The sequence below is a fragment of the Pontibacter liquoris genome, from assembly GCF_022758235.1.
Classification (GTDB): Bacteria; Bacteroidota; Bacteroidia; order Cytophagales; family Hymenobacteraceae; genus Pontibacter; species Pontibacter liquoris.
The window spans coordinates 2,477,003-2,499,186 of sequence record NZ_JALEBG010000001.1; the positions used below are offsets into that span (position 1 = coordinate 2,477,003).

Genomic DNA, 22,184 nt, shown 5'->3' on the forward strand with positions numbered 1-22,184 from the left:
GTACTACTCCGTTTATACTTGTAAAGAGTAATAACCTACCCCCTCACCTATTTGAGAGTGGAGGACAATTAAAGTTAAACAAATACGAATAAAAACAGCAGATACACTACAACACCCGCATTTCGATACGACGGTTCTGCTGCCGGTTTTCTTCGGAAGTGTTAGGTTTTTGGGGTTTTGTTTCGCCGTAGCCTTTGTAGCGGATGCGGTTTTTAGAAATGCCTTTTGCAGCCAGGTAATCTACTACGGCCTTCGCCCGCTTCTCCGACAGCACCAGATTATCCGAATCAGAGCCCACATCATCGGTGTGGCCCGAAATCTCTACTTTCACCTGCCCGTTCAGCTTCAGGAAAGCTATCAGCTTGTCGAGCTCCGTTTTGGAATTCTTTTTCAGGTCGTAATTACCCGAGTCGAAGAACAGGTTATGGAGCACCACTGCGGCGCCTGCTTCCAGGGGCTCCAGGTATACATCCAGCGCTACCGGTGTCAGGGCTTTTTTTGAGGTATAATCGAAGCTCAGGCTGTTCATCAGATAACGCGGCGCGCTCACGTATAGGGCATACTGCTTGCCTTCAGTCAGCACCACCGTATACTCGCCCGAAATTTTATCGGAGCCTACCTGCTGCACCAGCGAGTCGGCTTCCACATCGTAGAGCTGCACCTGCGCCTCCACAGGTTTCTTTGTTTTGATATCCAGCACGCGGCCCTGAGCATATGTACTGTTCACGCTGCTGCGCCACTCCTGGGGTACCTCAAACTGGTAGAGCTGGATGGTGCCATACCCATCGTCCGAATTTATCTGCCGCGAGTAAAAGCCGGCCTTGTTATCCGACGTAATGAACAGGGAGCCTTCATCGGCCGGGGTATTGAGCGGGTAGCCCAGATTTTTGGGGGCCGACCACTGCTTGGTAGCCTCTCTGGTAGCCATAAACACATCCAGGCCGCCCATACCCGGGTGCCCGTCGCTTACAAAGTATAAGGTAGAGCCGCTGCTGTGGATGGACGGTGCCATGTCGCGGCCGGTGGAGTTAACCGGCTCGCCGAGATTAACGGGTTTTGTCCAGGTGCCATCCTCGTTGAGCTGCGTCAGCCATATATCTTCTTTGCCCACACCGCCGCCACGGGTAGAGCTGAAGTATAACGTGCGGCCATCGGCCGAAAGACTGGGCTGAGAATCCCAGGCTTTGGAGTTGACCGGGTTACCGATATTTTTGGGCTTGCTCCAGTCATCGCCTGTCCGGAACGAAATGTACAGATCGCAGTCACCCTGGCTGTCGGGGCGGTTACAGGAAGTAAACACCAGTGTCTTGCCATCGCCCGAAATAGTAGCTGCCCCTTCGTTAGCCGACGAATTGATAGCATCGGAGATAGAAACAGGCGCCTGCCAGCTATCGCCCTTGCGCTGGCTCACATAGATGTTTTCGTCTTGCTCGGGCTTTATTCCCACGCGCGCGGTATAAATAAAGAATCGCTGGTCGGCAGTTGTATACGGGAAGTATTGAAGTCGGAAGCTGTTGATATTTTGGGGCAATGCCACGGGCTTAAAGTCGATGGGTTGCTGCATGGCTTTTTCAGCAAAATCAGCGGAGGCCATTTGCTGCTTTGCCCAGGCTACGGCAGCAGGCTTGCGCGGCTTTGCTTTCAAGAAGTCGGCATACCGTTCTTTGGCCTGCTGGTACTTGCCCTGATCAAAGTATAGCTCAGCCAGTTCGAAATAATAATTGCCCAGCGTTGCACTGTAAGGCAGCAGTTGCAGCCCTTTCTCCAGGTTCTGGAAAGTAGCCGCTTTGTTGCCCATCATTTTGTGCAGGTTGGCCGCCTTCAGATATGCTTCCGCAAAGTTGGGATCTTTGGAAGTTGCTTCGGCCAGGGTGGCCAGCGCCCGGTCAAAATCACGTGCTTTTACGTACTCGTCTGCTTTATAGTATAAGCGCTCCGCCTTGGTCGAGCTGGTGCTCAGGGGACTTGTTTGGCAAAAACCAGAACCGGTTGTTCCCAGAAACAGGAAAAGCGCGGCGAGTAGAATTTTATACATAAAGGCTTACGGGATATCCATGTACTTGTGCGTCTGCAACGACACACGCCATTGGGGGTTATTTTTGACGTATTCTACTAATAAAGGCATTAATTGGTTAGCCTTGCTCCACTCGGGCTGCAGGTATAGCTTGCAGCCTGCCCCTACCCGGGCGGCATGTTCCTCGGCCCAGGCAAAATCGCTTTTGTTAAAGATGATCACCTTCAGTTCGTGGGCAAATGGATACACCGAGGTGTCCGGCGCCTTAAACTTCTTAGGCGACAGGCACACCCAGTCCCAATGGCCACTGATGGGATAAGCACCCGACGTCTCAATCATTGTTTTGATGCCGCGCTCCTGCAGTTGCGTGGTGAGCGGGTGTAAGTTATAAAGCAGCGGCTCCCCTCCTGTGATCACAACTGTTTTGCCCGGAAAGGCATCGGCCATGTCCACGATGGCTTCTACCTGGGTGAGCGGGTGCAGTTCCGCATCCCAGCTTTCCTTCACGTCGCACCAGTGGCAGCCCACGTCGCAGCCACCCAGCCGGATAAAATATGCAGCCGTGCCGGTGTTGCCGCCTTCGCCCTGTATGGTATAAAAAGCTTCCATCAACGGTAATTCGCTGCCGTCTTTGGGCACCGCATGAATAGAGGCTGTCTTGTATGGTTTAATTGCTTCCAAAATTCTAAAATCGCCGGTCATACTTTGAAAGTATAACCCCTTGGTTAAGAGTAAAAGTGATTGTGTGCAGTCCTTGTTATAAAAGCCATGCCCAACTTGCAAAGGTAGCTAAAAAAGCAACAAGATAGGTAGTGTCTTCTGTTCCGTTTGGAGTGATTAAGAAGGATGGTGATGTGGTTGTTTTAAGGTTAGTGAGAGAACTGATATCCTAATAGCTGGCCATATTCCTCAGTTTTATACATGGGATATACTTAGTATCTGCATGTTTTACTTAGTTTTATACTTAGGCTTTACTTGCTAGCTGCTTGTATTCCTCAGTCTTATACTTGTCCTGTTTCACCTTATACTTTGGAGCGCTCCAAGCCCGAGGGGGCTCGTCCTTTGATATCGCGCTGTGGCGTGAAGCTGCTCCTCGCTCATGCTGCGGGCTGCCCTACGGGCACCGCAACACACCAAGGCGCTTAACCCAAGGACTGGAATCAACTCGATAGCTCCTGTGTATACTTCAGTTTAAGTATAAATTCTATGTATTCTGATTTCCTTTATTCTCCTCTTCTTTGTCATCCAGAAAGGACTTGGTGGAAGGGAGGTTAAGCCATTACTAAGCAAGTATTCTGTTGCACTTCCCTCAGCCCAAAGTCCCCCTTTGAAGGGGGTAGGGGGATGTTCTTCTTTATCATAAACTAACCTGTTTATACTTTGGCTCAAGTACACTTGTGTCCCCACATGCAAAAACCACAGGCAAACTGTCATTTCGACGATAGGAGAAATCTGTTACAGACAGATGAAGTGGTTTTCAAACAGATCTCTCCTTGCGTCGAGATGACAGTATGGCGGGCGTGATTCTTTTCGCTTTAGCCTAAACCTACAACGCTTATACTTCCCAAACAGCAATTACAGGCTCCCCTCCTTCAACAACGAGGGGTTAGGGGTGGTTTGACCCGGGACTGCAATACCTCAACTTCAAAAAGAACCAACAGCCTATTCCCTCTCCTTTTATGGTGGTAATGGCCCTCGATACAAGTGGAGTGCTGGAGTAAAACCAGAATGATAAATCTGTAAGCTATCTCCCCTACCCACCAACTCAAAATAAAATAAGCTAGAATCAAATACAAAAAAGCCTCGCAGCATCAACGAGGATATTGCGAGGCTTTTATACTTTATAAAACGTGCTTAGGCGTATACTTCCTGCTTGGCTGCTTTCAGGGTGTTTTTCAGCAGCATGGCAATAGTGAGCGGCCCTACACCTCCGGGAACCGGGGTAATGAAGCTGCACTTTTCTGCTACGCTGTCAAAATCCACATCGCCACGCAGGCGGTAGCCAGCCTTACGTGTGGCATCAGGCACACGGGTGGTGCCTACGTCGATTACCACGGCGCCATCTTTTACCATATCAGCCGTTACCAGGCCGGGCTGCCCCACGGCAGCAATGATAATATCTGCCTGGCGGGTATAATTGGCCAGGTCCACGGTGTTGCGGTGGCAGAGCGTAACAGTGGCATTTCCAGGGTAAGCGGCTTTGGCCATCAGGATGCTCATTGGGGAACCGACGATGTTGCTGCGGCCTATCACTACGCAATGTTTTCCTTTTGTCTCGATCTGGTAACGCTCCAGCAACTGCAGGATGCCGGCAGGCGTGGCTGGCAGGTAAGCGGGCAAGCCAGCCACCATACGGCCCACGTTTGTTGGATGGAAGCCGTCCACATCTTTCCGCGGATCAATCGACTCGATCACTTTTTCCGAATCAATATGCTTTGGGAGCGGCAGCTGCACAATAAAACCGTCTATTTCCTCATCCTCGTTCAGCTCCTTTATTTTTTGAAGCAGCTCGGCTTCGGTCACGGTGTCTTCGTAGCGGATAAGCGACGAACTGAAACCCACTTTCTCGCAGGCCAGCACTTTGTTGTTTACATACGTTACCGATCCGCCATCATTGCCCACCAGTACGGCTGCCAGGTGCGGCGTTTTGTAACCATTGGCTTTAAGTTCTGCTACTTCTGCAGCAATTTCATTCTGGATAGCTTCGGATGTTTTTTTACCGTCGAGCAGGGTCATCTTTTTGGAATTACGAATTAAGAATTATGAATTACAAATGGGTTTCTGTTTGGGAGAGGTTGGCTAAAAGCGACAAGCCCCGGCGTGCAGCAGCACACCGGGGCTTGTTTATACTTGTTAATCCAGTTTGAGCACAGCCAGGAAGGCTTCCTGCGGAATTTCTACGTTGCCGACCTGGCGCATACGTTTCTTTCCTTTTTTCTGCTTTTCCAGCAGCTTGCGCTTCCGCGAAATGTCGCCGCCGTAGCATTTGGCCAGTACGTTCTTGCGCATGGCTTTTACCGTTTCGCGGGAGATGATCTTCTGCCCGATAGCTGCCTGGATAGCAATCTCGAACATCTGGCGTGGCAGCAGCTCGCGCAACTTTTCGCAGAGGCGCTTGCCCCAGTCGTAAGCTTTGTCGCGGTGCACAATGGCGCTCAGCGCATCCACTTTCTCACCGTTAAGCATAATATCGAGCTTGACCATGTTGGAAGGCCGGAAGCCGATCAGCTCATAGTCGAGTGAGGCATAGCCCCTGGAAATGGTTTTCAGTTTATCAAAGAAGTCGAACACGATCTCGGCCAGGGGCATTTCAAACGAAAGCTCCACACGGTCGCTGGTCAGGTAAGTCTGGTTCTTGAGGATCCCGCGCTTATCCATACAAAGCGTGATGATGGGGCCCACGAACTCGGACTTGGAGATGATCTGCGCTTTGATGAACGGCTCCTCGATATGATCGATATAGTTAGGCTCCGGCATTTCGGACGGCGCATTCACCTTGATCATTTTCTCTTTGGTAGTATAGGCATGGAACTGCACGCTCGGCACAGTGGTGATCACCGTCATGTCGAACTCGCGCTCTAGGCGCTCCTGCACAATTTCCATGTGCAGCATGCCTAAAAAGCCGCAACGGAAACCAAAGCCTAGCGCCGCCGATGTTTCTGGCTCCCATACCAGCGAGGCGTCGTTGAGCTGCAGCTTTTCCATTGAGGCGCGCAGTTCTTCGTACTCGCTTGTTTCTACCGGGTAGATACCGGCAAACACCATCGGTTTCACATCCTCAAAGCCCTGTATACTTTCACCTGGCTTATCAACATGCGTAATGGTATCACCAACTTTTACCTCTTTGGCATTTTTAATTCCCGAGATCAGGTAGCCCACATTGCCGGCGCCCATTTCCAAGCGCGGCTCCTGGTTTAGCTTCAGCACACCAATTTCATCGGCCTCGTAAGTCTTGCCGGTGTTGATGAACTTTACCTTCTCCCCTTTCTTCAGAGTGCCGTTAAAAATACGGAAGTATACTTCAATGCCACGGTAGGAGTTAAACACCGAGTCGAAAATGAGTGCCTGCAGCGGCGCGGCCGGATCGCCTTTTGGCGCAGGAATACGGTCGCAGATGGCCTGCAGGATCTCCTCAATGCCGATGCCCGCTTTGCCCGAAGCATGGATGATGTCCTCCCGGTCGCAACCGATCAGCTCAATGATCTGGTCCGAAACCTCTTCCGGCATGGCATGAGGCAGGTCTATCTTGTTAAGCACCGGAATAATTTCCAGATCGTTGCCGATAGCCAGGTATAAATTCGAGATCGTCTGCGCCTCAATACCCTGTGAGGCATCCACGATCAGCAGTGCGCCCTCGCAGGCGGCAATGGAACGCGATACTTCGTAGGAAAAGTCCACGTGGCCGGGGGTATCGATGAGGTTAAGGACATATTCTTCGCCTTTATAAGGGAAGTTCATCTGGATGGCGTGGCTCTTGATGGTGATGCCGCGTTCCCGCTCCAGGTCCATGTTGTCCAACAGCTGGTTTTGCATCTCACGCTCGGCTACCGTCTGGGTAAACTCCAGCAGGCGGTCGGCCAGGGTGCTTTTACCATGGTCGATGTGGGCGATGATGCAGAAATTACGAATGTTCTTCATATAGTAGTAATACGAAACAAAGTTAAGAAGAAAGTGGCTTTGTTGCAGCTTCTGGCGGTAAGATTTATAGAATACAGGTAAGCCGCAGGTTCGGATCAGAGCACCTGAAGGAAATAATTGCTGCCAATACCGCTGGTTCAATTATAAAAGTGACTGAAAAAGCCGTCACTAGCCCAAAAATCACCTTCGCCCTACTCTCCCGGCCCGTATACATCAGCGTTATTTATGAAAATGTTATGAACACACGCGAAGACAATAATACCGCTCCTGACGAAACAGGAAAAATGACGGAGGTGGTGGAGCGGAATATCAAGGCTTTGCTGGAACGCAAGCAGCAGGAAGACCGCAAAAGACCGTTTCAGGACAAGGTAGCCGATGCCATTACCCGCTTTGCCGGCAGTATGGCCTATGTTTACATTCACCTGGTGATCTATGGCCTTTGGGTGATCTGGAACCTGGGCTGGTTAGGCCTGAAACCGTTTGACGAATCCTTTGTGGTACTGGCTATGATCGCCTCGGTGGAGGCCATTTTCCTTTCCACGTTCGTCCTGATCAGCCAAAACCGGATGGCCGCCCAAGCCGATAAACGGGCCGAACTGGATCTGCAGGTCAGCCTCTTATCGGAACATGAAGTAACCAACCTGATCAAATTGGTGCGCGCTATTGCACACAAAATGGACATCAAAGAAGCACTCAACCCGGAATATGATGAATTGTCCAAAAACGTTGCTCCCGAAAAGGTGATGGACCGCATGGAAAAGCACGAGCAGGATATAAACGGCAAAACAGGCAGCTAATACTTCTTTCAATCATAGTATCCGGCACGCTTCTGACCAAATGCTACAGCAACCGGTAACTTCCGGTCTGGCGGGCAGGGCTGTTGCAGGGACTTGCCGCCTTCTGAACTTCATACCTTAAAAGTTGCTATATTCGCATCAAATTTGAAAAAGTACTGTTAAGTATATATGACCTATACTACTGTAGAACCATATAAGCCTGTTAACCATATCCGTATTGTAACAGCAGCCTCTTTGTTCGATGGCCACGATGCAGCCATCAACATCATGCGCCGTATTATTCAGGCCTCGGGCGCCGAAGTAATTCACCTGGGCCACAACCGTTCGGTGCAGGAAATCGTGGACTGCGCCATTCAGGAAGATGCCCAGGCCATCGCAATCACCTCCTACCAGGGAGGCCACATCGAATATTTCAAGTATATGCACGACTTGCTCGAGGAGCGCGGCAGCGGCCATATTCGGTTGTTTGGCGGCGGCGGCGGGGTTATACTACCTTCCGAGATCGAGGAGCTGCAGGGCTACGGCATTGCCCGCATTTACTCGCCGGACGACGGTCGCGCAATGGGCCTGCAGGGTATGATCAACGACATGCTACAGAAATGCGACTTCCCGACAGGCAAGAACCTGAACGGTGAGTTTAAGCAACTGAAAGAAAAGAACCCCAAAGATATTGCCCGCCTGATTTCTGCCGCAGAGAACTTCCCGGAAGAAGCCAGAGCAATACTGGACGAGGTAAAAGAGCAGGCAAAAGAAGTGAAAACACCTGTGCTGGGTATCACCGGTACCGGTGGTGCCGGCAAATCATCGCTTGTAGATGAGTTGGTGCGCCGTTTCCTGCAGGATTTCCCGGACAAGAAAATAGCCATCATTTCGGTAGACCCATCGAAGCGTAAGACAGGCGGCGCCCTGCTGGGCGATAGAATCCGTATGAACTCGATCTCCAACGAGCGGGTATACATGCGCTCGCTGGCAACCCGCCAAAGCAACCTGGCCCTGAGCAAGTATGTGCAGGATGCCGTGGACATCGTGAAGGCTGCAGATTTTGACCTTATTATACTAGAGACTTCCGGTATTGGCCAGTCGGATACTGAAATTATCGAGCACTCAGATATGAGCTTGTATGTGATGACGCCAGAATATGGTGCCGCCACGCAGCTCGAGAAGATCGACATGCTCGATTTTGCTGATGTGATCGCCCTGAACAAATTTGACAAGCGTGGCGCACTGGATGCTATCCGCGACGTGAAGAAACAGTACAAGCGCAACCACCAGCTCTGGGACGTGAACGATGATGCTATTCCGGTATTTGGCACCATCGCCTCGCAGTTCAACGACCCCGGCATGAACCGCCTTTACCGTGCCGTGATGGCCAAGATACAGGAGAAAACCGGCGTGGAGTTCAACTCCAACCTGCATACCTCGCAGGAGATGTCGGAGAAAGTATACATCATCCCTCCTGCCCGCACCCGTTACCTTTCTGAAATTTCGGAAACGATCCGCAACTACGACAAGTGGAGCAAGGATCAGGCAGAAGTAGCGCAGAAACTATACGGCATTAAGAAGTCCATTGAAGCAGTTCAAAGTATAGATATCGCGGATAAAGACCGTCTGGTAAAGCAATTGGAAGAAGCTTATGCTGAAGTTGCTTTAAGCCTGGATGGACAGAACAAAAAAATACTGGAGAACTGGAAAGACAAAGTACAGGCCTACAAGAACAAGTTCTACGTGTTCAAGGTGCGCGACAAAGAACTGAAGATAAAAACCCATACTGAATCGCTTTCGCACCTGCAGATACCTAAAGTATCCACACCACGCTATGAAGCCTGGGGCGATTTGCTCAAATGGAACCTGCAGGAGAACGTACCGGGCGAATTCCCTTACACGGCGGGCGTGTTCCCGTTCAAGCGCGAAGGCGAAGATCCTACCCGTATGTTTGCCGGCGAAGGCGGTCCGGAGCGTACGAACCGTCGCTTCCACTACGTGAGCCTGGGCATGCCAGCGAAGCGTTTGTCAACAGCTTTTGACTCGGTAACGCTCTACGGCGAAGACCCGGATTTCAGACCGGACATTTACGGTAAGATCGGTAACTCCGGCGTTAGCATTTGCTGCCTGGATGATGCCAAGAAACTGTACTCCGGCTTCAACCTGGCCGACCCGATGACTTCGGTTTCGATGACCATCAACGGTCCCGCTGCTATACTTACCGGCTTCTTTATGAACGCCGCCATCGACCAGCAATGCGAACTATACATTAAAGAGCACGGCCTGGAAGAGGAAGTAAACGCGAAGATCGAAGCCATCTACAAAGAGAAAGGCGTGGCCCGTCCGCGCTACCAGGGCGAGCTGCCAAAGGGCAACGATGGCCTTGGTTTGATGTTACTCGGCGTGACTGGCGACCAGGTACTGCCGGCCGAAGTATACGAGCCGATCAAAACGCGTACGCTGGCAGCAGTGCGCGGCACCGTGCAGGCCGATATTCTCAAAGAAGACCAGGCGCAGAACACCTGTATCTTCTCCACGGAGTTCTCGCTGCGTTTGATGGGGGACGTGCAGCAGTACTTCATCGATAAGAACGTACGTAACTTCTACTCGGTGTCGATCTCGGGTTACCACATTGCAGAAGCGGGTGCCAACCCAATCTCGCAGCTGGCCTTTACACTGGCCAACGGCTTTACGTTTGTCGAGTACTACGTGAGCCGCGGCATGGACATCAATAAGTTTGCGCCGAACCTGAGCTTCTTCTTCTCCAACGGCATCGACCCGGAGTACGCGGTGATCGGCCGTGTGGCACGTAGAATCTGGGCCAAAGCGATGAAGCACAAGTATAACGCCGACGCAAGATCTCAGATGTTGAAGTACCACATCCAGACCTCCGGCCGTTCGCTGCACGCCCAGGAGATCGACTTCAACGACATCCGTACCACGCTGCAGGCGCTGTATGCGATCTACGACAACTGTAACTCGCTGCACACCAACGCATACGACGAGGCGATCACCACGCCAACCGAGGCTTCGGTACGCCGCGCGATGGCCATTCAGCTGATCATCAACCGCGAACTGGGACTTGCCAAGAACGAGAACCCGCTGCAAGGCTCCTTCATCATCGAAGAGCTGACCGACCTGGTGGAAGAAGCTGTCCTGATTGAATTCGATAGAATAACAGAGCGTGGCGGCGTGCTGGGTGCGATGGAGACGATGTACCAGCGCGGCAAGATCCAGGAAGAGAGTTTATACTATGAGACACTGAAACATACGGGTGAGTACCCGATCATCGGCGTGAATACCTTCCTTTCGTCAACCGGCTCTCCTACAGTGCTTCCGAAAGAAGTGATTCGTGCCACGGAAGAAGAAAAGCAATACCAGATCGCTATGCTCCAGGCGCTGCAAAAAGGAAATGAGAACCGGTCCGGCGAGATGCTCAAGCGTATCCAGCAGGTAGCCATCAACAACGGCAACATCTTCGAAGTGATGATGGAAACGGTGAAGTTTTGCTCCCTGGGCCAGATCACCAACGCCTTGTTCGAAGTAGGCGGCCAGTACCGCCGCAATATGTAATCCGTTACGAATTATACTTCCGAAATAAAAAAGGTCAGGCGCATTGCCTGACCTTTTTTATACCTGGAGTTAGCTTACCGTCAACAACAATACCGCTGGCCGGTACGTACGTAGGGGTAACATATCCCGGAAGAACATGAAACTGACAAGCCCCCTTTCCCTGGCCCTGGTTGGCACCGCCTTTTTGATCATCGGTGCAGCAGCTTATATTTACCTGACCATCAGCTATGATGAAACAGATGCGGCCATTGATCTGTCAGAGGAAGTGGAAGGCGATTACCTGTAACGGCTTTAAGTATAAGTATAAAATAAAATGCCCGCAGCTGCTCCCAGCTGCGGGCATTTTATTTTAAGCATCTATCTAACCGTTCTTGCGTGCAGTGAGGGAAATCAGTTCAGCATGTAATTCTGCTGCAAGGTACTGGAAGCCGTATTTTTGGAGAAGTAGATTTCTTTAAAGCTGAGCGTTTTGCCCTGCTCCACTCTCCTGAACACCTTGTCAGGGGTAATCGCATCCAGGGAGTCAAATCCGCAAGCTTCCATCACCTCGACGGTGGAATGCATGGTGTTGCCGTGGAAGTTAGCCACCCGCACGCGTTTATCGGCCACATCCAGGCCGCTGTACAGGTTCTTGTCCTGGGTGGCAATGCCTACCGGGCAACGGCCCGAGTCACATTGCAGCGCCTGGATACAGCCCAGTGCAAACATCATCCCGCGGGCGCTGTAGCAGATATCTGCCCCCAGCGCAATGGCTTTGATAATGTCTACTCCCGTAATGATCTTGCCGGCAGCCAGTACCTTTATCTCCTTGCGCAGGCCATACTTCCGCAGCATGTTTTGCACAAAGGTCAGCGCGTCGTAAAGCGGCATGCCGAGGCTATCGGTAAACTCAAGAGGAGCCGCGCCGGTACCTCCCTCCGCGCCATCGATAGTGATAAAGTCCGGGAAGAGCTGGTTGTGCATCATCTCCTGGCAAAGGCGCTCAAACTCCTGTTTGTTACCGATGCACAGCTTGATACCGATAGGCTTTCCATTCGAAAGCAAACGCAGCTTCTCTACAAAGAGCAGGAGCGTAAATTGATCCTGGAAAGCCGCGTGTGCCGGCGGCGAGGCCACCGTCGTATAAGGCTCCACCTTGCGGATAGCAGCGATCTCCGGGGTATTCTTAGCCGCCGGAAGGATGCCGCCATGCCCAGGCTTTGCTCCCTGCGACAACTTGATCTCTACCATTTTGATATTCGGATGCGCAACCTGTTCGCGGAACAGCTCTTCCGAGAAATGCCCGTTCTTATCGCGGCAGCCAAAATAACCGGTGCCGATCTGCCAGATAAGGTCGCCGCCACCCTCCAGGTGAAACGGACTCACGCCCCCTTCGCCAGTATTATGCGCAAAGCCGCCCAGTTTGGCGCCCGCGCTTAAGGCCGTAACAGCTGTTTTGCTGAGCGAGCCATAGCTCATGGCTGAAATATTATAAATGCTGGCGCTGTAGGGCTGCGTGCAACGGCTGCTTCCCACATTTACGCGCAGGGCTTCGGCCTTTACTTTCACCGGGAACATCGTATGGGCAATCCACTCATATCCTACCTCCTGGCTATTGCTCTGCATACCGAAAGGCACCGTCTGCCGTTCGTTCTTTGCCCGCTGGTACACAATGGAGCGCTGGCGGCGGCTGAAGGGCTTACCGTCTGTATCGGACTCAAAAAAATACTGTCGGAACTCCGGACGAAAGCTCTCGAAGATATAACGCAGATAGCCTACCAGCGGGTAGTTGCGCAGCAGCGTATGCCGGTTCTGGCGGATATTGCGGAAGTATAGCAGGTGCAGGGGCGCAATAACGGCCAGCAGCCACAGCATGGAAGGCGTTAGAATGGAAAAGAATAGAATTACCAGGTACGTTGCGATGAACGCATACGAAAGCGTCTGCCTGACGCTGATCTTACTTGCCATGATTGAATAGGATTTAGAATGCTTTGCTACTTGCTTTAGACAGGTTTCTCCCAGAGTTGCCGGCTAGTGGCAAACGCTGGCTTACTTGTTAAAGGCTTTGGGCGTAGTTAAAAAGCAGAGGCAATACCCGTTCAGCACATCATGCAGGGATACATGATGCGAAGCGGCAACAAGCCGTACAACCGGTTGCTGCTGCCCTAAGGTTTTTGTTCGGGATAGGAATGGTGCCATATACTGCATAGTGCAATTAAGTTACAAAGGTAGTAGAAAGAAAAATGAAAGCCACATATTCCGGCAAGATAAATCATACCTTCTTCCGGCAGGCCGCCAATACCTCCGCGCTGCTTCTAAAACACTTGCAGGTAGCTGTTTAAGGCAGCAGCCACTTACTTGGGGCAGAGGGCTGATTCCGAATAAATTGGTAGATAACTTTATACTTATATTCCCGTTTAGAGATATAATTTTCCTCCCCTAAATCCTGCTTATATGAGAAAAATTTCGACACTTTCCTCTTTGTTTTTATTGGGCACTACTGTAAGCCTGCTCATGAAGAACTGGCTGCTGCTGCAGGCCCTCAAACCAGGCACCCCGGAAGATGAGTATCACCTGTATCTTTAGTATAAACGACCTATAACGCAAAATGCCACACCCCGAAAAGGTGTGGCATTTTGCGTTTAAACCGAAGCGGGCTTAATGCACGTCCGTTGGAATGTTGGCGTTGCGCTTAAACTTCTGGGTAAACACCAGCGGAATGGCGCACAGCATCACAATACCGGAGATCCAGTAGGCATCCAGGTAGGTAAGCAGGTAGGTTTGCTTCAGCACCATGCCTTCAATGGCCCGATAAGCGGCTTTCTGAGCCTCCAGTGCCGAGTAGCCCTTGGCTACAAACGTATGGATCAGCCCCTGGAAACGCTGCACAAAGGCCGGGTTATACTCGTTTATATTAACCAGCAGGTTGTTGCGGTGGATGCCCTGGCGAATGTGGATGAGCGTGGTCAGGGCGGCGATACCAAAGGAGCCGCCGAGCTGGCGCATCATGTTGTTAAGGCCTGTTCCCTGCCCGATCTCCTTGCCCCGCAAATCCTGAATAGCCAGGGTTGTGAGCGGCACAAAGAGCAGCGCCATACCAATGCCCCGCACCACCAGCGGCCAGAAAAACTCTCCGGTGCCGGAAGCCAGCGAGGAATTGCTGAGCATCTGGGAAAAGACAAAGAACAGGAGCATGCCCGTCGCGGCCATAAACTGCGCCGGTACGCCTTTCTTGAGCATGGTGCCCACAAACGGCATCATGGCAATGGTGACCAGGCCGCCGGGCAACAGGATCTCGCCGGTTTGCTGCGCCGAAAAGCCCAGCAGGTTCTGGCAGAACACCGGGAACACGAACATCGAGCCGTACAGTCCAAAACCTAGCACAAAGGAAGTGAACATGCCGATGGAAAAGCTGCGGTGGCGCATGATCTTGAAGTTCACCACCGGGTAATCGATCGTCATCTCACGCCAGATAAAGAGGATCGTACCCAAAACGGCTACAATCACCAGCACCGTAATATAAGTGGCTTCGAACCAGTCTTCCGACTCTCCTTTTTCCAGCACTACCTGCAGGCTGCCTACGGCCAGCGCCAGCAGGGCAATGCCCCACCAGTCGATCGGCTTGCCCTGTTGCTCGCGGGGTGTTTTCCGGATAAAAGTATAGGTGGCAAAAGCCGCCAGCGCGCCTACCGGTATGTTCACGTAAAAGATCCAGGGCCAGGAATAATGATCCGTGATATACCCGCCAATAGTTGGGCCTACCGTAGGACCCACCACGGCACCAAGGCCGAACAAGGCCGTGGCGATGCCCACCTCAGCGGGTGGCCAGGTTTCCAGCAGAATGGCCTGCGAAGTGGAGATCAGGCCGCCGCCCGCCAGTCCCTGCAAAATACGGAAAGCAACCAGTTCCTCCAGCGTCGTGGCGTTGCCACACAAAAAAGAGGCAATGGTAAACACGATAATCGAAGCCAGGTAATAATTTTTCCGCCCGAACATACTTCCCAGCCAGCCAGACATCGGAAGGATGATCACGTTGGCTACGGCGTAACCAGTCGTAATCCAGGCAATATCTTCCAGCGTGGCCCCCAGGTTGCCTTGAATCTGAGGTATGGACACGTTCACGATCGTGGTATCAATCAGTTCCAGCAGCGCTGCAACAATAACCGTAATGGTGATGATCCATTTTCTTGCACCTGTTTCAGCCATAGTATACTTTAGTCTTCTTTAACAAGCACCGAAACTTTCACGCTCATACCCGGGCGCAGCTTCTGAATGATTTCTTTGTTGGCGTTGATCTTGATCTTCACAGGCACGCGCTGCACCACTTTCACAAAGTTACCGGAGGCATTATCCGGCGGCAGTAACGAGAACCGTGCACCCGTGGCTGGCGAGAAGTTGTACACCGTACCATTGATGGGCGTATCCGGAAAAGCATCTACTACGAGGTTGACATGCTGCCCTTCGCGTAGTTTTTCCAGTTGTGTTTCCTTAAAGTTGGCCGTCACATACAGGCTGCTGTCGTTCACGATAGAGAACAGCGTCTGGCCCGGTTGAATGAGCTGGCCCACCTGGATGTTCTTTTTAGAAGTAACGCCGCTTACCGGGGCTTTGATAGTGGCATACGAAAGCTGCAGTTTGGCAAAATCCACATCTGCCTGGCGCTGGTCCACACCCGTGTGCGACACAGCCAGCTGCGATTTAGTGGTTTGCACCTGCTTAAGCGCTGCCTGGTAGTTATCCTGAGCGGCCTGGTACGACGCCTGCGCGGCATCGCGCTGCGCTTTTGCCTGCTCAAACTGCTGCTGTGTTACCGAGCCGTCTTTCACCAGGTTGGCGTAGCGCTTGTAATCCTGGTCTGCCTGCCAGAGCTTTACTTTGGCCGCCTCGGCATTGGCACGGGCAGTTGAAGAATTTGCCTGGGTGGTACTGATCTGCGACTGCGCCACGGTAGTACCTGCGGCTGCGCCCTGCTGGGCGGCCTGCGCCTGCTCGAGCTTGATCTGGTAATCGCGCTCATCCAGCTTCACCAGCGTCTGGCCAGCCTGCACATGCTCGTTTTCCTCAAACATGATTGCATCCACATACCCACCTACCCGAGCCACAACCGGGCTGATGTCGGCGTCGATCTGCGCATCATCCGTATCTTCGTGCTTGCTCAGGTATAGGTACTCCCGAATACCAAAGATGGCCCCTACCAGCAATACCAGTCCAAGAATGACGGGGATTATTTTCTTAGATTTTTTCTTTTCGGTCTCCATGATGCGTTAAAGCTATTTTTGTGTTAATGTTCCGGTTGATTTTAATAAAGTATAATAGGCTACGCCGGCATCGGCTTTGGCCAATTCCAGGTTTATCTCGGCCTGGAAGAGTTGGGTCTGGGCATCGATGCGCTCGGTAGCCGAGACGATGGCATTCTGGTATTGCGATTCCATCATGCGGTCGTTTTCGCGAGCCTGTTCTATAGCCGACTGAGAAATGCGTATCCGCTCCAGGGCCTGCTGGTATTTCTGATAACTTTGGTTCACCTGTGTTTTTACCAGGTCAAGGGCCGCATCCCGGCTGATCTCCACTTCTGTCTTTTTCACTTTGGCTTCGGCCACTTTGTTTTTGTTCAGCCACAGCTGGTCAAAGTTCCAGGCCACCGTCAGCCCAGCCGACAGAGGCGCCAGGTAGCTGTTTCCTGGCGGAATAAACGAGCCGCTCGGGTTAATATAATTGGCACCGGCGCTGGCCAGCACGGAAGGCATTACCTCCGCCTGCACGGATTTGATCTGATTGTCGGCCACTTTGCTTTGCAAGCCCAGCGCCTTAAGCTCCTGACGGTTTACGAGGGCCGTATCCACATAAGTTGCCAGGGTAGCCGCCAATTGGTCAGGGGTTTTAATCTCATCTACCGCCAGGTCGGTATCCACGGGCAAACCCAGCATAATGTTGAGGTTGTAGACCACTATTTTGCGGTTCGTTTCCAGGTCCACGCCTGTCAGCTCCACGTTGCTGCGCTGCAACTGAAACCGCAGCACATCGTTGCGGGTAACAAGGCCTTGCTCAAAAAAGCGTTTGGCCTGTTTGATCTGGCGGTCTATCGCTACCAGGTTCTGGGTAACGACCTGGCGGCTCTGCTGCAGCTTATAAAGGTTAAAATAAGCGTTGGTGATATCGAACACTAGTTCGTCTCTGTCCTTTTCGGCATCCAGGCGGGCCACCTGCGTCAGCAGCTCAGTAGAGGCGGTGGCATACTTGAGGCGGTTGGCGCCAAATATCACTTCCTGCAAGGAGATGGAACCCAGGAAAGCATCGGCTCTTCTGGGCAGGTAAAAAGGCTCGGCTTTATCAGAAAGCTGGAAAGTAGTGGTTGGAATCTCGGCATGGTTATAAGTATAACTCACGCTGCCGGTAGGCAAGGCATTGTCTTTCGTTTGCTCGTAGCGGGTCACCGCCTCCTCTATCCTGGCTTGCGACAATTTAAGTTTGTTACTGTTCTGGGTGCCAAGTGCGATGGCCTCCTGCAAGCTCAGCCTGCGCATGCTCTGGGCCGAAACAGTACCGGCAAACAATACCAGCAGGGCCAGCAGCCCCCACAGCTTTCCACGGAAATGCACCTGCCCGCCCGGTAAGCGAAAAAAAGAATTACTGCTTCTGCAAATCATGATTGGTTAAATATGCTTGTAAATAATCGTGTAAAAACTTTTTGATCCTGGGCCTTACTTCTGTTTCCATCACCTCCGGTTGCTGAAAATCGATATTGAGCAGGCGCGCGGAAACAGCACGGGAATTGATGATATAATAAATGGTACCCATGATATTGGCGACGGTCATCTCCACATCCACCTTGCGAAAGGCACCGTTCTGTACACCTTCCCGAATAATGTCGCGGAAGGTCTGGACATTCATAAACACATTATCCGAGATCTTATCGCTCAGCTCAGAGCGCTGGTTCAGGGAAATCTCGCGGTGGATAATGCGGTGAAAGCAGTTATTGGTGCTGATCCGGTTCACGTATACTTCCAGCGCTCGCATGAGCTTCTCCCCGGCTGGCAGCAGCATTCCCTTTACCTCCTCGAGCAAGTTGCGCATGCTCACAATGCGGCGTTGCAGAACGGCCTGCAGCAGGCCATCTTTCGAGCCAAAATAATAATTGATCATGGCCATGTTCACCCCTGCCTGGCTGGCAAGAAAACGCGTAGAGGCACCTTCGTACCCGAATTCTGCAAAGACTTTCTCGGCAGTATCCAGTATATGCTCCTTTTTATCTTCTTTACTCATTTGGGTCACAAACTTTAAGCGGGTGCAAAATTAATCAATCGATTGATTAATAACAACAGCACGTTTAAATTATTGTTTAACTGTCTCGGCCTTGAGTATAGGTAGTAAGCCAGATTGCTAAATAACTGTGGGCAAGGAAATTCCCTCTTTTAAGTGCTGCCGTGCAAGTGTCAAAAGGAAACACGGATACCAGGCAGTAGAAATATTTTTCGGGAACAGAGCGCCTGAAGCGCAGGAAGATGCCCGCTTAAAGTAGAGCAGGTAACTCCCCTCCTGCACTTTGCGTTTCTAAAAATGTGTAGCTTTACGGTTTGTGCCGGAAGCGGCGCAATTTTTAACCGCATCCCGCGGGGTGCCAAATAAACGATTCATGAAACCAGAGAACCTCAAAGACAAGATCAGCTACATCATTGGCCGCGACATGGCCACCAATCTTCAGAAACAAGGCATCAGCATTGAGCCAGATGCGTTTATGCAAGGTATAAAAGAGGTGCTGGCCGGCACGCCTTCTTCCCTTTCGGCAGATGATGTACAGCAGGCCATGATGGCTTTGCAGCAGGAAATGGGGCAGAAACAGAACGCCCAGGGTGCGGAAAACAAGCAGGCGGGCGAAACGTTCCTGGCCGAAAACAAGAACAAGGAAGGTGTAAAAACCTTGCCAAGCGGCCTGCAATACCAGGTGTTGAAAGAAGGTAACGGCAAATCGCCCTCCAAGTCAGATACGGTTACAACCCACTACCATGGTACCCTGATCGATGGTTCGGTGTTTGATTCGAGCTATGAGCGTGGCCAGCCGGCTACGTTCCCGGTAAATGGCGTGATTGCAGGCTGGACAGAGGCGCTGCAACTGATGCAGGAAGGTGCTAAGTGGCGCCTGTTCATCCCCTCAGACCTGGCGTATGGTGCCCAGGGAGCCGGCGATGCCATCGGTCCAAATGCCACGCTTATTTTTGATGTGGAGCTTTTATCTGTAAAGTAATCCCAGCGAAGGCTTAAAAAGAAGAAGGCGAAGCAGGAATCCTGCTTCGCCTTCTTCTTTTTTGCTGTTTAAACGATTATACTTTCAGATTCATTTCTTCCATTTGCAACAGCCAGCGTTGCGCCTCCTGCTCATACAGGAAATGATGGATGATCATGAAGTTATCTTCCTGCATCAGTTCATCTCCGCTAAGCTCGTTCACCAGGCTATGAAAAGAGTAGACCGGGAGAATGATCGCCACAAACACATTCTGACAGATACACTGCAGCGCCTTCGAAAACACATGTGTGAACACCCAGCGCTGGTCTTCCCGCCGGATCAATTCCCGTTTATGCAGGTCGAGCAGCCATTTGGTAGGCTTGTGTGCTTGTACCAACTCCATCACCTGTTTATACCCTTGTCTGACTTCCTCCGAGCTCACGCTTCCCTCCCATATTACCTGTAGGGTATGGCTTTGTTCCAGGTATTCAACCGTGAGCCTGTTCTCACCATACTCGCTTGATTCTGATAAAAGCCCGTCGTCATAAAATTCTATGCTAGAGCTCCCCTCCATTTTACTTTCCCGGATCATAAGCTTTTGCTGATTTAACCTGTTGAATGTCTGCTTTATACTTCTTCCCTGTGCAGCTTTGCAACGGATAGATGCAAATTTGACTCCATTTAAGTTTAGAAACAAGCATCTTGTAAACTTATTTTTATATATATTCTATGATTTGTTTCAAATCGCAACTTGTAAACGGAACTTAGCCAATATTATTTTACATCCATATCAGAAGCCCTTTTTGGCCAAGCAGAATTGTTAAACCTATCCCCCATATAACCGTTCTAAAATCATTTAATGCTTATACCAAAAACCAAATTTGTATGGCAAACAATCCAAACGAAGGCAGGCAATTCCTGGATAGTGTTCTGCAGTTCTTTGATCACGCGGCCTCTTTTTCGCGCTTAGATGCCGGTATACTGGCGCAGATCAAAGCCTGTAACAGTGTATACAAGGTCTCGTTCCCGGTAGAGATTGATGGTAAGATAGAAGTGATAGAAGGAATACGGGTACAGCACAGCCACCACAAACTTCCCTCCAAAGGAGGTATCCGCTACAGCATGCAGGTAGATGAAGACGAGGTAAAAGCGCTGGCCACGCTCATGACGTTTAAATGTGCCGTGGTCGATGTGCCTTTTGGCGGCGCGAAAGGAGGCGTGAAGATCAACCCGCGTACGACCTCGGTGAAAACGCTGGAAAAAGTAACCCGCCGTTACGCAGCTGAACTGATCCGCAAGAATCTGATCGGTCCCGGCATTGATGTACCCGCCCCGGACTATGGCACCGGCAGCCGCGAAATGGCCTGGATCGCGGACACCTACCAGGCACTAAACTATGGCGAAACAAACGCGCTGGGCTGTGTAACAGGTAAACCTGTAGGCCAGGGAGGCATTCGGGGCCGCGCCGAAGCAACCGGTCTGGGCATTTACTTTGGCATCCGGGAGGCACTAGCTGATACGGACCTGCTCAAGGGCAAAGGGCTGGATGGAGGCACGCTGGAAGGAAAGCGCATTATTGTGCAGGGCCTGGGAAATGTGGGCTACCATGCCGCCTATTTCTGCCAGCAGGATGGCGCCCTGATCGTGGGCATTGCCGAACGGGAAGGTGGCATTTACAATGAAAATGGCATCGACGTGAAAGAAGCCTTTCAGCACCGCAGTGAAAAAGGCTCCATCCTCGACTTTCCGAATGCCAGAAATTATGAGAACTCACTTGAGCTGCTAGAAGTAGAATGCGACATCCTGATCCCGGCAGCCCTGGAAAACCAGATCCATAGCGGCAATGCGGCTAACATCAAAGCCAAGATCATAGCCGAAGGCGCCAACGGCCCTGTGACGCGCGATGCGGAGCAGGTACTCCTTCAGAATGGCATTATTATCCTACCGGACCTGTATTTGAATGCTGGCGGGGTTACGGTTTCGTATTTCGAATGGCTGAAGAACTTATCGCATGTTCGCTTCGGGCGAATGGGCAAGCGGGCCGAAGAAGCTAGTTTCAAACGCCTGGTAGGCGCCATCGAATCGTCTTCAGGTAAAAGCATGTCGGCCCAGGAGCGGAAGTTTTTAACTCAAGGCTCTGATGAGGTAGACCTGGTACGTTCGGGACTGGAAGATACGATGATCAATGCCTACCACGAGATCAGGGATGTGATGATCCAGAAAAAGATACCGGATCTGCGTACAGCAGCCTTTCTGACAGCCATCGAGAAAATTGGTGTAAGCTACGAGGCGTTGGGTATTTTCCCTTAAACTATACTTGCATAAAGGTCAGGGGCAGTTACACAGAAACGGCATCCTGACCTTTTATATTTTGCAGCCAGTGCAGCGCCTCCTCCACATTGGTAAAGTAAGTAAATTGGATAAAGTGATGGTGCGTATCTGGTATAGTAACCTGGTAGTTGGTGACAATCGCTTTGAAGTGTTCTTCAGAAAATACTACGGCTACATAAATATCATCCTGGATAAGGTCATAAGCCTTCGGGTAATATTCTAAGTTAAGCCACGACTCCTGCTCCCGGTCCAGGGCACCAATACTGCTTAAATCGGTACAATAAAATTTAATGACGTTTGCGGTAGTTACCACCTTCAGCAACTGCAGGTACGCCTCCTCGAAAATAGCCGCGTTGGGTTTCACTAACCACTTTATTAACAGACAGTCCGTGCTGGTGTAATAAACGATTCGAACCCATAAATTTTCGACAACTACCATGAATAAAACAGAACTAATAAGTACTAAAATATCCGAAATCTAAAAAATGCGGTTATAATAACCAAACTTTCTTTTTCAAGTTTATTTGGTATCCATGGTATATATAATTTATAATTATTTTAAATATACTTTAATAACTATATAATGGCGGCAGTGCAATCTTTTGCACTTGCATGCAAAGCAACAACCATTATGGGGTATAAATAGTAT

Annotated in this window: 18 protein-coding genes; 6 read left to right on the plus strand and 12 right to left on the minus strand. The window is 51.1% G+C overall.

Going from position 1 to position 22,184, the window contains the following annotated elements; translation table 11 throughout:
* Window positions 1–106: 106 nt before the first annotated feature.
* The 4 genes from LWL52_RS10250 to lepA form a co-directional block, all read right to left on the minus strand.
* Window positions 107–2,035, minus strand: a complete 1,929-nt coding sequence (locus LWL52_RS10250) for an OmpA family protein (RefSeq protein WP_242919485.1) — start codon at window positions 2,033–2,035, stop codon at window positions 107–109.
* A gap of 6 nt (window positions 2,036–2,041) precedes the next feature.
* Entirely contained in the window at window positions 2,042–2,695 is a 654-nt protein-coding gene (locus tag LWL52_RS10255; RefSeq protein ID WP_242919487.1) for a 7-carboxy-7-deazaguanine synthase QueE, read from the minus strand.
* Window positions 2,696–3,868: 1,173 nt separating this feature from the next.
* Window positions 3,869–4,750 carry a bifunctional 5,10-methylenetetrahydrofolate dehydrogenase/5,10-methenyltetrahydrofolate cyclohydrolase gene (locus LWL52_RS10260; RefSeq protein WP_242919489.1) on the minus strand — a complete coding sequence of 294 codons (882 nt, stop codon included), beginning with the start codon at window positions 4,748–4,750 and terminating at the stop codon, window positions 3,869–3,871.
* A 117-nt stretch (window positions 4,751–4,867) separates the two neighbouring features.
* Window positions 4,868–6,652: a translation elongation factor 4 gene (gene lepA, locus LWL52_RS10265; protein ID WP_242919491.1), complete on the minus strand. Its 1,785-nt coding sequence runs from the start codon at window positions 6,650–6,652 to the stop codon at window positions 4,868–4,870.
* A 236-nt stretch (window positions 6,653–6,888) separates the two neighbouring features.
* On the opposite strand from lepA, the gene LWL52_RS10270 reads away from it, so the two are divergent.
* From LWL52_RS10270 to LWL52_RS10280, 3 genes are all read left to right on the plus strand, one after another.
* Window positions 6,889–7,449: a DUF1003 domain-containing protein gene (locus tag LWL52_RS10270; RefSeq protein WP_242919493.1), complete on the plus strand. Its 561-nt coding sequence runs from the start codon at window positions 6,889–6,891 to the stop codon at window positions 7,447–7,449.
* Window positions 7,450–7,617: 168 nt separating this feature from the next.
* A complete protein-coding gene (locus LWL52_RS10275) occupies window positions 7,618–11,004 on the plus strand; it encodes a methylmalonyl-CoA mutase family protein (protein ID WP_242919495.1) in 3,387 nt (1,128 codons plus the stop codon).
* Between the two features lie 136 nt (window positions 11,005–11,140).
* Window positions 11,141–11,290 (plus strand): hypothetical protein, encoded by a 150-nt coding sequence (locus tag LWL52_RS10280; RefSeq protein ID WP_242919497.1) that lies wholly within the window; start codon window positions 11,141–11,143, stop codon window positions 11,288–11,290.
* A 104-nt stretch (window positions 11,291–11,394) separates the two neighbouring features.
* On the opposite strand, the gene LWL52_RS10285 is transcribed toward LWL52_RS10280, so the two are convergent.
* Together LWL52_RS10285 and LWL52_RS10290 are read right to left on the minus strand one after the other, a co-directional pair.
* The gene (locus tag LWL52_RS10285) at window positions 11,395–12,951 is read right to left on the minus strand and encodes an FMN-binding glutamate synthase family protein (RefSeq protein WP_242919499.1); all 1,557 of its coding nucleotides are present in this window, start codon (window positions 12,949–12,951) and stop codon (window positions 11,395–11,397) included.
* 81 nt (window positions 12,952–13,032) lie between these two features.
* Window positions 13,033–13,182, minus strand: a complete 150-nt coding sequence (locus LWL52_RS10290; RefSeq protein ID WP_242919501.1) for a hypothetical protein — start codon at window positions 13,180–13,182, stop codon at window positions 13,033–13,035.
* Window positions 13,183–13,437: 255 nt separating this feature from the next.
* Between LWL52_RS10290 and LWL52_RS20525 the strand changes: the two genes are divergently transcribed.
* Window positions 13,438–13,569 (plus strand): hypothetical protein, encoded by a 132-nt coding sequence (locus LWL52_RS20525; protein WP_255748992.1) that lies wholly within the window; start codon window positions 13,438–13,440, stop codon window positions 13,567–13,569.
* A gap of 72 nt (window positions 13,570–13,641) precedes the next feature.
* Here LWL52_RS20525 and LWL52_RS10295 read toward each other — a convergent pair whose 3' ends face one another.
* Genes LWL52_RS10295 through LWL52_RS10310 form a run of 4 tightly spaced genes read right to left on the minus strand, consistent with a single transcriptional unit; the run spans window position 13,642 to window position 18,246 of the window.
* Window positions 13,642–15,189 carry a DHA2 family efflux MFS transporter permease subunit gene (locus LWL52_RS10295; RefSeq protein ID WP_242919503.1) on the minus strand — a complete coding sequence of 516 codons (1,548 nt, stop codon included), beginning with the start codon at window positions 15,187–15,189 and terminating at the stop codon, window positions 13,642–13,644.
* 8 nt (window positions 15,190–15,197) lie between these two features.
* Window positions 15,198–16,241, minus strand: a complete 1,044-nt coding sequence (locus LWL52_RS10300) for an HlyD family secretion protein (protein ID WP_242919505.1) — start codon at window positions 16,239–16,241, stop codon at window positions 15,198–15,200.
* A 12-nt stretch (window positions 16,242–16,253) separates the two neighbouring features.
* On the minus strand, window positions 16,254–17,630 hold the full coding sequence (locus LWL52_RS10305; protein WP_242919507.1) for a TolC family protein: 1,377 nt from the start codon (window positions 17,628–17,630) through the stop codon (window positions 16,254–16,256).
* Window positions 17,611–18,246, minus strand: a complete 636-nt coding sequence (locus tag LWL52_RS10310) for a TetR/AcrR family transcriptional regulator (protein ID WP_242919509.1) — start codon at window positions 18,244–18,246, stop codon at window positions 17,611–17,613. The genes LWL52_RS10305 and LWL52_RS10310 overlap by 20 nt, the downstream gene beginning before the upstream one ends.
* 370 nt (window positions 18,247–18,616) lie before the next feature.
* Between LWL52_RS10310 and bamJ the strand changes: the two genes are divergently transcribed.
* Window positions 18,617–19,225, plus strand: a complete 609-nt coding sequence (gene bamJ / locus LWL52_RS10315; RefSeq protein WP_242919511.1) for a BamJ family beta-barrel-assembly machinery protein — start codon at window positions 18,617–18,619, stop codon at window positions 19,223–19,225.
* 76 nt (window positions 19,226–19,301) lie between these two features.
* Here the strand turns inward: bamJ and LWL52_RS10320 are convergent, their stop codons facing one another.
* Window positions 19,302–19,778 (minus strand): hypothetical protein, encoded by a 477-nt coding sequence (locus LWL52_RS10320; protein WP_242919513.1) that lies wholly within the window; start codon window positions 19,776–19,778, stop codon window positions 19,302–19,304.
* A 311-nt stretch (window positions 19,779–20,089) separates the two neighbouring features.
* Here LWL52_RS10320 and LWL52_RS10325 point away from each other — a divergent pair, with 311 nt between their 5' ends.
* Window positions 20,090–21,514, plus strand: a complete 1,425-nt coding sequence (locus LWL52_RS10325; protein ID WP_242919515.1) for a Glu/Leu/Phe/Val family dehydrogenase — start codon at window positions 20,090–20,092, stop codon at window positions 21,512–21,514.
* A gap of 28 nt (window positions 21,515–21,542) precedes the next feature.
* Here LWL52_RS10325 and LWL52_RS10330 read toward each other — a convergent pair whose 3' ends face one another.
* The gene (locus tag LWL52_RS10330; protein WP_242919517.1) at window positions 21,543–21,899 is read right to left on the minus strand and encodes a hypothetical protein; all 357 of its coding nucleotides are present in this window, start codon (window positions 21,897–21,899) and stop codon (window positions 21,543–21,545) included.
* Window positions 21,900–22,184: the final 285 nt, after the last annotated feature.